The 13,039-nt window shown below is 74.0% G+C and carries 11 protein-coding genes; 8 read left to right on the top strand and 3 right to left on the bottom strand.

The features are described from left to right. The first annotated feature begins 94 nt into the window (after window positions 1–94). Window positions 95–1,846, top strand: a complete 1,752-nt coding sequence (locus GA0070610_RS23330) for an acetyl/propionyl/methylcrotonyl-CoA carboxylase subunit alpha (RefSeq protein WP_089002028.1) — start codon at window positions 95–97, stop codon at window positions 1,844–1,846. 87 nt (window positions 1,847–1,933) lie between these two features. Here GA0070610_RS23330 and GA0070610_RS23335 read toward each other — a convergent pair whose 3' ends face one another. Continuing rightward, window positions 1,934–2,821, bottom strand: a complete 888-nt coding sequence (locus tag GA0070610_RS23335; protein WP_089002029.1) for a LysR family transcriptional regulator ArgP — start codon at window positions 2,819–2,821, stop codon at window positions 1,934–1,936. Window positions 2,822–2,917: 96 nt separating this feature from the next. Here GA0070610_RS23335 and GA0070610_RS23340 point away from each other — a divergent pair, with 96 nt between their 5' ends. Then, complete coding sequence (locus GA0070610_RS23340; protein WP_089003688.1) at window positions 2,918–3,514, top strand: LysE/ArgO family amino acid transporter; 597 nt, start codon at window positions 2,918–2,920, stop codon at window positions 3,512–3,514. A gap of 77 nt (window positions 3,515–3,591) precedes the next feature. Beyond that, window positions 3,592–5,031: a GuaB1 family IMP dehydrogenase-related protein gene (locus GA0070610_RS23345; RefSeq protein ID WP_089002030.1), complete on the top strand. Its 1,440-nt coding sequence runs from the start codon at window positions 3,592–3,594 to the stop codon at window positions 5,029–5,031. Between the two features lie 109 nt (window positions 5,032–5,140). Here the strand turns inward: GA0070610_RS23345 and GA0070610_RS23350 are convergent, their stop codons facing one another. Further along, window positions 5,141–5,710 (bottom strand): TetR/AcrR family transcriptional regulator, encoded by a 570-nt coding sequence (locus GA0070610_RS23350; RefSeq protein ID WP_089002031.1) that lies wholly within the window; start codon window positions 5,708–5,710, stop codon window positions 5,141–5,143. Window positions 5,711–5,794: 84 nt separating this feature from the next. Between GA0070610_RS23350 and GA0070610_RS23355 the strand changes: the two genes are divergently transcribed. The 4 genes from GA0070610_RS23355 to GA0070610_RS23370 all read left to right on the top strand — a co-directional run bounded on the left by GA0070610_RS23355 (window position 5,795) and on the right by GA0070610_RS23370 (window position 10,574). Further along, window positions 5,795–6,241 carry a DoxX family protein gene (locus GA0070610_RS23355; RefSeq protein WP_089002032.1) on the top strand — a complete coding sequence of 149 codons (447 nt, stop codon included), beginning with the start codon at window positions 5,795–5,797 and terminating at the stop codon, window positions 6,239–6,241. Window positions 6,242–6,266: 25 nt separating this feature from the next. Beyond that, window positions 6,267–6,731 (top strand): MarR family winged helix-turn-helix transcriptional regulator, encoded by a 465-nt coding sequence (locus tag GA0070610_RS23360; protein WP_089002033.1) that lies wholly within the window; start codon window positions 6,267–6,269, stop codon window positions 6,729–6,731. Continuing rightward, window positions 6,725–8,458 carry an ABC transporter ATP-binding protein gene (locus tag GA0070610_RS23365; RefSeq protein ID WP_089002034.1) on the top strand — a complete coding sequence of 578 codons (1,734 nt, stop codon included), beginning with the start codon at window positions 6,725–6,727 and terminating at the stop codon, window positions 8,456–8,458. The genes GA0070610_RS23360 and GA0070610_RS23365 overlap by 7 nt, the downstream gene beginning before the upstream one ends. A 76-nt stretch (window positions 8,459–8,534) precedes the next feature. Further along, complete coding sequence (locus GA0070610_RS23370; RefSeq protein ID WP_089002035.1) at window positions 8,535–10,574, top strand: ABC transporter ATP-binding protein; 2,040 nt, start codon at window positions 8,535–8,537, stop codon at window positions 10,572–10,574. A gap of 59 nt (window positions 10,575–10,633) precedes the next feature. Here the strand turns inward: GA0070610_RS23370 and thrS are convergent, their stop codons facing one another. Beyond that, a complete protein-coding gene (gene thrS, locus GA0070610_RS23375; RefSeq protein WP_089002036.1) occupies window positions 10,634–11,851 on the bottom strand; it encodes a threonine--tRNA ligase in 1,218 nt (405 codons plus the stop codon). A 525-nt stretch (window positions 11,852–12,376) separates the two neighbouring features. Between thrS and GA0070610_RS23380 the strand changes: the two genes are divergently transcribed. Next, window positions 12,377–13,027, top strand: a complete 651-nt coding sequence (locus GA0070610_RS23380; protein ID WP_089002037.1) for a DedA family protein — start codon at window positions 12,377–12,379, stop codon at window positions 13,025–13,027. The last annotated feature ends 12 nt before the right edge of the window (window positions 13,028–13,039 follow it).

The following is a 13,039-nucleotide window of genomic DNA, read 5'->3' on the forward strand; positions in this document are numbered from 1 at the left end:
AAGACAGTGCGGCATCCCACACTGAGCGATCGTTAGGGCCGACACGGTGGCCGATACACTCCCGGTCAGTGACCCTCCGGGAGGAGCCAGCAAGGTGCGCAAGGTACTCATCGCCAACCGCGGCGAGATCGCCGTCCGCGTCATCCGCGCCTGCCGCGACGCCGGCCTCGGCAGCGTCGCCGTCTACGCGGACTCCGACCGTGACGCCCTGCACGCCACGCTGGCCGACGAGTCGTACGCGCTCGGCGGGGACACCGCCACCGAGACGTACCTGCGCATCGACAAGCTGCTGGAGGTCGCCGCGAAGGCCGGGGCCGACGCGGTGCACCCCGGCTACGGCTTCCTCTCCGAGAACGCCGACTTCGCCCAGGCCGTCATCGACGCCGGGCTGACCTGGATCGGCCCCACCCCGCAGGCGATCCGGGACCTCGGTGACAAGGTGACGGCCCGGCACATCGCCCAGCGAGCCGGCGCGCCCCTGGTGCCCGGCACCCCCGACCCGGTCGGCGGCCCCGACGAGGTGTTGGCGTTCGCCGTCGACCACGGCCTGCCGGTCGCCATCAAGGCCGCCTTCGGCGGCGGCGGGCGCGGGCTCAAGGTCGCCCGCACCATGGAGGAGATCCCGCACCTGTTCGAGTCGGCCACCCGCGAGGCGGTCGCCGCGTTCGGCCGGGGCGAGTGCTTCGTCGAGCGCTACCTCGACAAGCCCCGCCACGTCGAGGCACAGGTGCTGGCCGACCAGCACGGCAACGTGATCGTGGTCGGCACGCGCGACTGCTCGCTCCAGCGCCGACACCAGAAGCTCGTCGAGGAGGCCCCCGCGCCGTTCCTCACCGACGCGCAGCGCGCCCAGATCCACGACAGCGCCAAGGCGATCTGCCGGGAGGCGGGCTACCACGGCGCCGGCACGGTGGAATACCTGGTCGGCGCCGACGGCACCATCTCCTTCCTGGAGGTCAACACCCGCCTCCAGGTCGAGCACCCGGTCACCGAGGAGACCGCCGGCATCGACCTGGTCCGCGAGCAGTTCCGCATCGCCGACGGCGAGAAGCTGCGCCTCACCGAGGACCCGACCCCGCGCGGGCACTCCATCGAGTTCCGGATCAACGGCGAGGACCCGGGCCGCAGCTTCCTGCCCGCGCCCGGCACGGTCACCGCGCTGCGGCTGCCCACCGGTCCCGGTGTCCGGGTCGACACCGGCATCTCCGCCGGCGACGTGATCGGCGGCAACTTCGACTCGCTGCTGGCCAAGGTGATCGTCACCGGCGAGACGCGTACCGAGGCGCTGGAGCGGGCCCGCCGCGCCCTGGACGAGATGGTCGTCGAGGGCATGGCCACCGCGCTGCCGTTCCACCGGCTGGTGGTCCGGGACGAGGCGTTCACCGCCGAGCCGTTCGCCGTGCACACCCGGTGGATCGAGACCGAGTTCGACAACACCGTCCCGCCGTTCACCGCCGCCGCCGGCGCCGCCGAGGCGCCGGCCGAGCGCGAGACCGTCGTGGTCGAGGTCGGCGGCAAGCGGCTGGAGGTCAGCCTTCCCGCCGGCCTCGGCGGGGGTACGGCCACCGCCGCGCCGGCCGCGCGCAAGCCGGCCCGTCGTGGCGGCGGAGCCAAGGCCGGCGTCGCGGTCAGCGGCGACGCGCTCACCTCCCCGATGCAGGGCACCATCGTCAAGATCGCGGTCGCCGACGGCGACACCGTGGCCGAGGGTGACCTGGTCGTGGTGCTGGAGGCGATGAAGATGGAGCAGCCGCTGCACGCCCACAAGGCGGGTACGGTCAGCGGCCTCGCGGCCGAGGTCGGCGCCGTCATCACCGCTGGCGCGGCGATCTGCACCATCGCCTGACCCGTCGCCCCGGCGATCTGCACCATCGCCTGACCCGTCGGCGTGGCGCCGGGCGCCCCGCGCCGCGGAGACCGGGTGAGGTCGGCGTCAGCGCAGCTCGGCGGCGGCCACCGCCCGGACGGCGGCCGTCAACGCCTCCAGCGTGGTGGATGCCACCCGCCAGTGCTGCCAGTACAACGGGCGGTCCAGGTGCCGCCCGGCGCCGAGGTCCACGCAGCGTCCGGCGGCGATGTCGGCGCGGGCGACGCGTTCCGGCACCATCCCCCAGCCGAGCCCGAGCCGCACCGCCTCGTTGAAGCCGTCGAAGGACGGGACGTAGTGGACCGGCGGGTCGAGCCGGCGCCGGGTGACCGTGCGGGCGAACCGCTGCTGGAGCTGGTCCTTGCGGTCGAACGCCATCGCTGGCGCGGACGCGAGGGCGGCCTCGGTGAGACCGTCGGAAAAGTGCCGGGCGGCGAACCCCGCCTCGGCCAGCGCGACGTACCGCATGGCGCCCAGCCGCTCCACCCGGCAGCCCTGCACGGCCTCGCGCTGCGCGGTAACGGCGGCCATCGCCGTGCCGTCGCGGACCAGCTCCGCGGTGTGGTGCTCGTCGTCGCGGCGGACGTCGAACAGGAGCGCCAGCTCGGTCGGCAGTCGCGCCAGCGCGCCGACGAACCAGGTGCCCAGCGAGTCCCCGTTCGCCACGACCGTCACCCGGGTGGGTACGGGCCCGCCGACGGCGGGTCGCGCGGCGTCCAGCGCCTCGCGTTCGAGCAGGGCGACCTGCCCGGCCAGCCGCAGCAGCGGCCGACCCGCGTCGGTGGCCCCGCACGGCTTCGTCCGCCGGACGAGCACCTGCCCGACGGCCTGCTCCAGCGCCTTGATCCGCTGGCTGACGGCCGAGGGGGTGACGTGCAGGGACCGCGCCGCCGCCTCGAAGCTGCCCTCGCGGACCACCGCGGCGAACGTCCGGAGCTGCGTGGTGTCCAGCATGATGAAGCCGAGCTTAACTGTCATGAAAATCCTTAGCTGGGCTGCATCACGTGCGGCTCGTAGCCTCGGTGCGTGCCCGACATCCTCAGCAGCTCCGTGGCCGGCTCCGCCGCCGCCGGCTTCACCCTCGCCATCGCGCTGATCGCCGCCATCGGCGCGCAGAACGCCTTCGTCCTGCGGCAGGGCCTGCGCCGCGAGCACGTCCTGCCGGTCGTCGCCGTCTGCGCCGGGTCCGACGCGCTGCTCATCGCGCTCGGCATCGCCGGCATGGGCGGCGCCACGGCCGAACACCCCGGCGCCCTCACCGCCGTCCGGTGGTTCGGCGCCGCGTTCCTGCTCGGGTACGCCGCGCTGGCCGCCCGCCGCGCGCTGCGCCCCGGCGCGCTCTCCCCCGCCGACCGGCCGCCGGCCACGCTCGGGGCGACGCTGCTGGCCTGTCTCGCGTTCACCTACCTCAACCCGCACGTCTACCTCGACACCGTGCTGCTGCTCGGCGGGGTGGCCCGCCAGCACCCGCACCACTGGGTCTTCGGCGCGGGCGCCGCGCTGGCCAGCGTGGTCTGGTTCACGGTCATCGGCGCCGCCGCCCACCGGCTCGCGCCCGTGCTGGCCCGCCCGGTGGCCTGGCGGATCATCGACGGCACGGTGGCCGTCGTGATGGTGGCGGTCGCGGCCACCCTGCTGTTCGACTGACGGCGCCGACCTGCCGGTCGGGGTGTTTTCGGCGACCACCGGGGGCGCGGGCGCCGTCGGGCGGGAATGATGGCGACGTGCGGTTCCTTCACGGCGCGGCTCCCGCGCACGACCTGACCTACAACGACGTCTTCATGGCGCCCGCCCGTTCCGAGGTGGGCTCGCGGCTCGACGTCGACCTGGCCACCACCGACGGTACGGGCACCACCATCCCGCTGGTGGTGTCGAACATGACGGCGGTGGCCGGCCGCCGGATGGCCGAGACGGTGGCCCGGCGCGGCGCGATCGCGGTCATCCCGCAGGACATCCCCATCGAGGTGGTGGCGAACGTCGTCGCGTGGGTCAAGCGGCGGCACCTGGTGCACGACACGGCCATCACGCTGGGCCCGACCGACACCGTCGGCGACGCGATCCACCTGCTGCCGAAGCGGTCGCACGGTGCCGTGGTGGTGATCGACGACGAGAGCCGGCCGGTGGGCGTGGTGACCGAGGCCGACACGATCAGCGTGGACCGTTTCGCCCAGCTCCGGCACGTGATGTCCACCGAGCTGCACACCGTGCCGGCGGACGCGGACCCGCGTACCGGCTTCGACCGGCTCTCGGCGGGCCGGCGCCGGCTCGCCCCGGTGGTCGACGCGGAGGGGCGACTGGTCGGGGTGCTGACCCGGCAGGGCGCGCTGCGGGCCACCCTCTACCGGCCGGCCGTGGACGACCGGGGCCGGCTGCGGATCGCCGCCGCCGTGGGCATCAACGGCGACGTGACCGGCAAGGCGGCGGCGCTGCTGGAGGCGGGGGTGGACACGCTGGTCGTGGACACCGCGCACGGCCACCAGGAACGGATGATCAGCGCCCTGCGGGCGGTCCGGGCGCTGGACCCGGCGGTCCCGGTCGCGGCCGGCAACGTGGTGACCGCCGAGGGCGTACGCGACCTCGTGCGGGCGGGCGCCGACATCGTCAAGGTCGGCGTCGGCCCGGGCGCGATGTGCACCACCCGGATGATGACCGGGGTGGGCCGGCCGCAGTTCTCCGCCGTGCTCGACTGTGCCGCCGCGGCCCGCCAGCTCGGCCGGCACGTCTGGGCCGACGGCGGGGTCCGCCACCCGCGCGACGTGGCGCTGGCGCTGGCCGCCGGGGCCTCGAACGTGATGATCGGCTCCTGGTTCGCCGGCACGTACGAGTCCCCCGGCGACCTCTACACCGACGCCGACGGCCGGCGCTACAAGGAGAGCTTCGGCATGGCCTCGGCACGGGCGGTCAGCGCGCGCACGGCCGACGACAGCGCGTACGACCGGGCCCGCAAGGCGGTCTTCGAGGAGGGCATCTCCTCGGCGCGGATGTACCTGGACCCGGCCCGTCCGGGCGTGGAGGACCTGATCGACGAGATCATCGCGGGGGTGCGCAGCGCCTTCACCTACGCGGGCGCGCGCGACCTCGCCGAGTTCCACGAGCGGGCCCTGGTCGGTGTGCAGAGCACGGCCGGCTACACCGAGGGGATGCCGCTGCCCACGAGCTGGTGACACCGCCACCCGGCCGACGGCCTCGCGGACCGCAGCCGCTCCCGCTGCCGGGTGGCGGCCGGCTCGCCGCGCTGCCGCATACCGTCACGGCTGCGTCCGAGAGGGCCCGTCAGGGCTTTGGGAAGAGGCGGTGGATCACCTCGCGGGCCGCCTTGCGGGGGTCGTCGCCGACCCGGGGCGGCAGCGCGCCCGAGAGCCAGAGCGTGGCGAAGCCGTGCACGATGGACCAGGCTGCGAGCGCGTCGCCCAGCGGGTCCTCCGCCGTCGGGCGGCCCTCGGGCAGCCCGGCGACGCCCGAGTGCAGCGCGTGGCCGGCCCGCTGGCGGGCCACCACCAGTTCCTTCGCGTCGGAGCGGTAGAGGTCCGGCCGGAACATCACCTCGAAGTGCGCGCGGTGCCCGACCGCGAAGTCGACGTACGCGACGCCCCTGTCGAGCAGGTCGCCGCCGGCACCGTGCAGCGCCTCGGCCAGCAGGTGGAAGCCCTCGGCGGCGAGGGCGGTGAGCAGCCCGGCCTTGTCGCCGAAGTGGTGTGCGGGGGCGGCGTGCGAGACACCCGCCCGGCGGGCGAGGTCGCGCAGGCTCAGTGCCGCGGGTCCGGATTCCTCGATCACCCGTACCGCTGCGGTGAGCAGGGCACGACGCAGGTCCCCGTGATGGTAGCCGCGCGTTCCGGTCATGGCACGATCCTAACTTGTCATTGACAAGTTGACGCTTCGAGGGGCAATCTTGTCGGCGACAAGTTTCCCCTCGAGGAGGTACCGATGGCTCCGCTCGTCGCTCTCGTGACCGGCACCGCACTAGCCCGGCTGGCCGGGCTGGTCGGCGTGGGCGCCCTCGACGGCTGGCACCCCGCGCTGCGGGTGGGACTGGCACTGATGTTCGTGGTGACCGGGGTGGCGCACTTCGCCCCGGCGTACCGCAGCGACATGATCGCGATGGTGCCGCCCGCCCTGCCCCGGCCCGACCTGCTGGTCACGCTCACCGGGGTGCTGGAACTGGTGGGCGCGGTCGGGCTGCTGGTGCCCGCGACCGCCCGTTGGGCCGCGGGCGGGCTCGCGCTGTTGATGCTGGCCATGTTCCCGGCGAACGTCTCGGCGGCCCGGCGCGGACTGACCCTCGCCGGCCGGCCGGCGACCCCCCTCGGCCCACGTACGGCGGAGCAGGTCCTCTTCGTCGGCGCGGCGACCGCTATTTGGTTTGGGGCCTGACGTTCAGGGAGCTAACCTGCTTCCCATGCATCTGACAGAGCTGCGGGACGTGCCTCTCGCGCGGCTGCTCGTGGTCGCCGGGCACGTCACCGGGCAACGGTGGAACCGCTACCTCGCCGAGGCGCACGGCCTCACCCAGGCCGGGATGGTCACCCTGATGACCCTCGCCGAGCACGGCGAACTGCCGCACCGCACGGTTGCCGAGCGCTGCTTCGTCCGGCCGGCGACCCTGACCGGCATCGTCGACACCCTCGTGCGCGACGGCCTCGTCGAGCGGCAGCGCGACACGGCCGACCGGCGCAGCGTCAAGATCGCGATCACGACGGCCGGTCAGGCCCGCGTCGAGGCGGTGACCGCCATGATCCGCTCCGGCGCCCCGCTCACCTCGGTGGACGCCGACCCGGCGAAGGCGGCGGTGATCCGCGAGTTCCTCCTCGAGGTCATCGGCAACGGCGACCAGGCCACCCCGGAAGGGGGCCCGGCATGCTGACCCGGCTGCTGCGTACGCACCTGCGCCCGTACCACCGGCCGCTGGCCGCGGTGGTGCTGCTCCAGTTCGTCGGCACCATCGCGTCGCTCTACCTGCCCAGCCTCAACGCCGACATCATCGACCTGGGCGTGGCCCGGGGCGACACCGCCTTCATCCTGCGTACCGGCGGCTGGATGCTCGCGGTCAGCCTGGTCCAGATCGTCTGCTCGGTCGCGGCCGTCTACCTCGGCGCGCGGACCGCGATGGCCTTCGGCCGGGACGTCCGCTCGACGATCTTCGGGCACGTCAACCGCTTCTCCGCCCGTGAGGTCGCCCGGTTCGGCGCGCCCTCGCTGATCACCCGCAACACCAACGACGTGCAACAGGTGCAGATGCTCGTGCTGATGAGCTGCACGATGCTCGTCGCCGCACCCATCATGAGCGTCGGCGGCGTGGTGATGGCGCTGCGCGAGGACGTCGGGCTCTCCTGGCTGATGCTGGTCAGCGTGCCCGGTCTGGCCGTCGCCCTGTGGCTGATCATCCGGCGGATGGTGCCGGGCTTCCGGCTCATGCAGACCCGCATCGACACCGTCAACCGGGTGCTGCGCGAGCAGATCACCGGCATCCGGGTGGTGCGGGCGTTCGTCCGGGAGCCGTACGAGACGGAACGCTTCGCCACGGCGAACGCCGACCTCACCGCGACCGCGCTGCGCATCGGTCGCCTGATGGCGTTGGTCTTCCCGGTGGTGATGCTGGTGGTCAACGTCTCCAGCGTCGCCGTGCTCTGGTTCGGCGCCGAGCGGGTGGACGCCGGGGCGATCCAGGTCGGCTCGCTCACCGCCTTCCTCCAGTACCTGATGCAGATCCTGATGGCCGTCATGATGGCCACCTTCATGCTGATGATGGTGCCGCGCGCGGCGGTCTGCGCCGAGCGGATCGTCGAGGTGCTCGACACCGACTCCTCCGTGGTGCCCGCCGCCCGGCCCGTCACCGAGGTGACGACCCACGGCGAGTTGGAACTGCGCGGCGTCGGGTTCCAGTACCCGGGCGCGGCCGAGCCGGTGCTGCGCAACGTGTCGTTCCGGGTGACCCCGGGCACGACGACGGCGGTCATCGGCAGCACCGGCGCGGGCAAGACCACCCTGCTGTCGCTCGTGCCACGGCTGGTCGACGCGACCGCCGGCGCGGTGCTCGTCGACGGCGTCGACGTACGGGACCTGGCGCCGGACGAACTGTGGCGCCGGATCGGACTGGTGCCGCAGCGGCCGTACCTGTTCACCGGGACGGTGGCGAGCAACCTGCGCTACGGCAACCCGGACGCGACCGACGCGGAGCTCTGGGACGCGCTGGAGATCGCCCAGGCGCGGGACTTCGTCGCCGCGATGCCCGAGGGGCTGGAGTCGTCCATCGCGCAGGGCGGCACGAACGTCTCCGGCGGGCAGCGGCAGCGGCTGGCCATCGCGCGGGCCCTGGTGCGGCGCCCGGAGATCTACCTCTTCGACGACTCGTTCTCCGCGCTCGACCTCGGCACGGACGCGCGGCTGCGGGCGGCGCTGCGCCCCGTCACCGCGGACGCCGCCGTGGTGATCGTGGCGCAGCGGGTCTCCACCATCGTCGGCGCCGACCAGATCGTCGTGCTGGAGAGCGGGGGCGTGGTGGGCATCGGCCGACACGACGAACTGTTGAGGACCTGTCCGACGTACGCCGAGATCGTGGCGTCGCAGAACACGGCGGAGGTGGCGGCATGAGCGAGCGGAGCGAGCGAACCCTCAGGCACAGCAGCGTGGCGCCTCGTGCCGCTGCCGAGCGAAGCGAGGTGGCGGCATGAGCGCCGTACCGCAGCAGAAGCCGGCCGCCGAGGAGCGGACGCCGAAGCGGCTGCCGCCCGGCGGACAGCGCGGCGGGCCGTCGTGGGCGGGGGCCGGGATGCCCGCCGAGCGGTCGATGAACTTCGGGCCCTCGGCCCGACGGCTGCTGGGCCGGCTGCGCCCGCAACGCCTCCAGCTCGTCGCCGTGATCGCCCTGGCGGTGGTCAGCGTGGCGCTCAGCGTCATCGGGCCGAAGGTGCTCGGCTGGGCCACCGACCTGATCTTCACGGGGGTGATCGGCCGGCAGCTGCCGCCGGGCACCACCGCCGACCAGGCGGTGGCCGCCGCGCGGGCGGCCGGCAACGACAACTTCGCCGACATGCTCGCCCGGATGGACGTGGTGCCCGGAGTGGGCATCGACTTCGCCGCGCTGGCGCGCGTGCTGCTGCTGGCGCTGGGGCTCTTCGTGGGGGCCAGCCTGCTGATGTGGTGGCAGGGCTGGCTGCTCAACGGCGTGGTGCAGCGCACCGTGCTGCGGCTGCGCGCCGACGTGGAGGACAAGCTCAACCGGCTGCCGCTGCCCTACTTCGACCGGCAGCCCCGGGGTGAGCTGCTCAGCCGGGTCACCAACGACATCGACAACATCTCGACCAGCCTCCAGCAGACGCTGAGCCAGCTGCTCACCTCGCTGCTCACCGTGGTCGGCGTACTGGCCATGATGTTCTGGATCTCGCCGCTGCTCGCCCTGGTGGCCCTGGTCGCGGTCCCGGTCTCGGTGGTCGTCACCACCAGCATCGCCAAGCGGTCGCAGCAGCAGTTCATCGCCCAGTGGACGCACACCGGCGAGTTGAACGGCCAGATCGAGGAGGCGTTCACCGGCCACGAGCTGGTCAAGGTCTTCGGCCGCCAGCGCGAGGTGGAGGCCGCCTTCACCGCGAAGAACGAGGAGCTGTTCCGGGCGAGCTTCGGTGCCCAGTTCGTCTCCGGGATCATCATGCCGGCGATGATGTTCGTCGGGAACCTCAGCTACGTGGCGATCGCCGTGGTGGGCGGCCTGCGGGTGGCGTCGGGGTCGATGAGCCTCGGCGACGTGCAGGCGTTCATCCAGTACTCCCGGCAGTTCACCCAGCCCCTCACCCAGGTCGCCTCGATGGCGAACCTGCTCCAGTCCGGGGTGGCCTCCGCCGAGCGGGTCTTCGCCGTGCTCGACGCCGAGGAGCAGAGCCCCGACCCGGTCGAGCCGGCCCGGGTACGCGACCCACGCGGCCGGGTCGAGTTCTCGAACGTCTCCTTCCGGTACACCCCGGACAAGCCGCTGATCGAGGACCTCTCCCTGGTCGCCGAGCCCGGCCACACGGTGGCCATCGTCGGGCCGACCGGCGCCGGCAAGACCACGCTGGTCAACCTGGTCATGCGCTTCTACGAGCTGGACGCCGGGCGGATCACGCTCGACGGGGTGGACGTCACCACGATGCGCCGCGACGACCTGCGCGGCCGGATCGGGATGGTGCTCCAGGAGACGTGGCTCTTCGGGGGCACCATCCGCGACAACATCGCGTACGGCCGTCCGGGGGCAAGCGAGGAGGAGATCGTGGCCGCCGCCCGGGCGACGTTCGTCGACCGGTTCGTCCGCAGCCTGCCCGACGGCTACGACACGGTGATCGACGAGGAGGGCAGCAACGTCAGCGCCGGCGAGAAGCAGCTCATCACGATCGCCCGCGCCTTCCTCGCCGAGCCGTCGCTGCTGATCCTGGACGAGGCGACCAGCTCGGTGGACACCCGCACCGAGGTGCTGCTCCAGCGGGCCATGGCCGCCCTGCGCTCGGACCGGACGAGCTTCGTCATCGCGCACCGGCTCTCCACCATCCGCGACGCCGACCTGATCCTGATGATGGAGGACGGCCGGATCGTGGAGCAGGGCACGCACGACCAGCTGCTCGCCGCGCAGGGCGCGTACCACCGCCTGTACCGGTCGCAGTTCACCGCCGCCGTCCAGCCCGACCCCGACCCGCAGCCCGAGCCCGAGCCGGCGCTGATCGAGGGGTCCACCCGGTGAGGGGCGGGCCGCCGGTGGCGCGGGGCGGGCGGCCGACGGGGTCGGGGCCGGACGGGGGCTCAGCCGGCCGGCAGCAGGGTCGGGGCGCGGTCGGCCACCACCGCGCCGATCAGCCGCAGGGCGTCGGCGGCGGGCATCGGGTCGAGGGCGCGTCCGCCGCGCAACCGCAGCGCGACCGCGCCCTCGGCCGCCTCGCGGGGGCCGAGGACGGCGGCGTACGGGACCCGGGCCCGGGCCGCGTCGCGGATGCGGGAGCCCAGCGACCCGGCCCCGTCGACCTCGACGCGCAGCCCCGCGGCCAGCGCGTCACGGGCGAGCCGGGCCGCCGCGTCGGCCTGGCCGTCCCCGACGGGCAGCACCACGAGCTGCACCGGGGCGTACCAGGCGGGGAAGGCGCCCTCGTGCACCTCGATCAGGTAGGCGAAGAGCCGCTCCATGCTGCCGACGAGGCTGCGGTGCACCATCACGGGTCGACGCCGCGCCCCGGACGCGTCGGTGTAGGACAGGTCGAACCGCTCCGGCTTGTCGAAGTCGAGCTGGACGGTGGAGAGGGTGAACTCCCGCCCGGCGGCGTCGCGCACCTGGACGTCGATCTTCGGCCCGTAGAACGCGGCCTCCCCCGGCGCCTCGGTGAACTGCACCCCGTCGAGCGCGGCGCGCAGCAGCTCCTCGGCCCGCGCCCAGCCGGCGTCGTCCCCGACGTACCTCTCCCCCGGACCGCGCAGCGACAGCCGGAACCCCGCCGGCCGTACGCCGAGCGCGGCGTGCGCCTCGCGGATCAGCCGCAGGATCTCGGCGACCTCCTCGCCCACCTGTTCCAGGGCGCAGAAGTTGTGCGCGTCGTTGAGCGAGATGGCCCGCACCCGGGACAGCCCGCCGAGCACCCCCGAGCGCTCGGCCCGGTACATGCCGCCCAGCTCGGCGATGCGCAGCGGCAGCTCCCGGTAGGAGCGGCCCCGGGCCCGGAACACCAGGGCGTGGTGCGGGCAGAGCGCCGGGCGCAGCACGAACTCGTCGTCGGCGCCGAGCGCCATCGGCGGGAACATGTCGTCGGCGAAGTAGCCGAGGTGGCCGGAGCGTTCGAAGAGTTCCCGCCTGCCCAGCGGCGGGGTGACGACGTGCCGGTAGCCGGCCCGGCGTTCCAGCTCGCGGACGTACTCCTCGACGGCGTGCCGGGCGGCGGCGCCCGCCGGCAGCCAGAGCGGCAGCCCGGCGCCGGCCAGCGGGTCGGAGTCGAACAGCTCCAGCTCCCGGCCGAGCCTGCGGTGGTCGATCATGTCGCGCTCCTTCGGGTACGACCCGGAGGCGACCCGGTCACCGGACGCGACGAGGCCCCGGGGCGGATCGCCCCGGGGCCTCGTCGACGGTCAGGTCAGTGCGGCGCGCCGGGGTCTCCCGGCGTCGTGGTGGATACCGCTCTGCGCATGCGGCGACGGTACGCCCCCGCCCGGGGCGGCCGCAGCCGGATTTCCGGGCGGTCCGGGAAGGCGCTGGTCGGCGCGCCGGGCGGGACGTGGGTGGGCCGCCGGCACGGGACCTGCCGGCGGCCCGCGGCGGCCGCACCGTCGGAAACGGGGGACCCGACGGTCGTGGGGCCGCGCGCCGACAACGGTACGCCCGGCCGCTGCGATCCGCCGACCCTCGGCGTTACGCGGATCCGTCACCTCCGGCGGTGTCCGCTCGTTGCACCCGGTGGCCCTGCCGTGTCGGTGGTCACCAGGAGCCAGGGTCGTGCCCCGTGACGTCGGACGACCAGTCAGGCTCGGTACCCGCAATCGGCCCCGTCCGGCGAGGTGGCAGTCGTGCCCGAACTACTCACTGAGATCGCGTCGCCGGCCTGGGCGTACGTCGTACTGCTCGCGCTGCTGGTCGCGGACGCCTTCGTCCCGGTGATCCCCACCCAGGTCGTCATGATCACCGGCGGCGCCCTCACCGTGTACGGCGGGCTGAACCTGCCGGTGACCATCGCCGTCGGCGCGCTCGGCGTCTTCGTCGGGGACCTGGCCTGCTACCTGCTCGGGCGGGGCGCCCCGGACCGCCGGGCACCGCGCGACGTGCAGCGGGGCCGGGCCCGGCGGGTCGCCAACCGGGTCACCCGGGGGCTGCGCCGGCCCGGGCCGCTCGTGATCCTGCTCTGCCGCTTCGTGCCGGGCGGCCGGATGGCGGCCTGCTTCTCGGCCGGCCGCAGCCGGTACCCGTACCGGCTCTTCGTGCTCTACGAGGGCCTGGCGGCGATCGGCTGGGCCACCTACGGCGGGCTGGTCGGGCACCTCGGCGGGACGGCGCTCACCGAGTCGGCGTGGCGGCTGGCGCTGATCGCGGGGCTCGCGGCGGCCGGCTTCGCGGCGGCAGGCTGGGCGATGACCGTCGTCGGCGCCCGGCGGGCCGCGGAACCGGTGGCGGTGGTGCCGGTCGTCGTCCCGGCCCGCACGGACGCGCCCGGGGCGGAGTGACCGGCCGCGCCG

The sequence above is a fragment of the Micromonospora echinofusca genome (assembly GCF_900091445.1).
Lineage (GTDB): Bacteria > Actinomycetota > Actinomycetes > Mycobacteriales > Micromonosporaceae > Micromonospora > Micromonospora echinofusca.

Coding starts and splice junctions, on each gene's coding strand:
- GA0070610_RS23355 (WP_089002032.1), top strand. CDS start 5,795: ATGGCTCCGCTCGTCGCTCTCGTGACCGGCACCGCACTAGCCCGGCTG.
- GA0070610_RS23360 (WP_089002033.1), top strand. CDS start 6,267: ATGCATCTGACAGAGCTGCGGGACGTGCCTCTCGCGCGGCTGCTCGTG.
- GA0070610_RS23350 (WP_089002031.1), bottom strand. CDS start 5,710: ATGACCGGAACGCGCGGCTACCATCACGGGGACCTGCGTCGTGCCCTG.
- GA0070610_RS23370 (WP_089002035.1), top strand. CDS start 8,535: ATGAGCGCCGTACCGCAGCAGAAGCCGGCCGCCGAGGAGCGGACGCCG.
- GA0070610_RS23335 (WP_089002029.1), bottom strand. CDS start 2,821: ATGCTGGACACCACGCAGCTCCGGACGTTCGCCGCGGTGGTCCGCGAG.
- GA0070610_RS23365 (WP_089002034.1), top strand. CDS start 6,725: ATGCTGACCCGGCTGCTGCGTACGCACCTGCGCCCGTACCACCGGCCG.
- thrS (WP_089002036.1), bottom strand. CDS start 11,851: ATGATCGACCACCGCAGGCTCGGCCGGGAGCTGGAGCTGTTCGACTCC.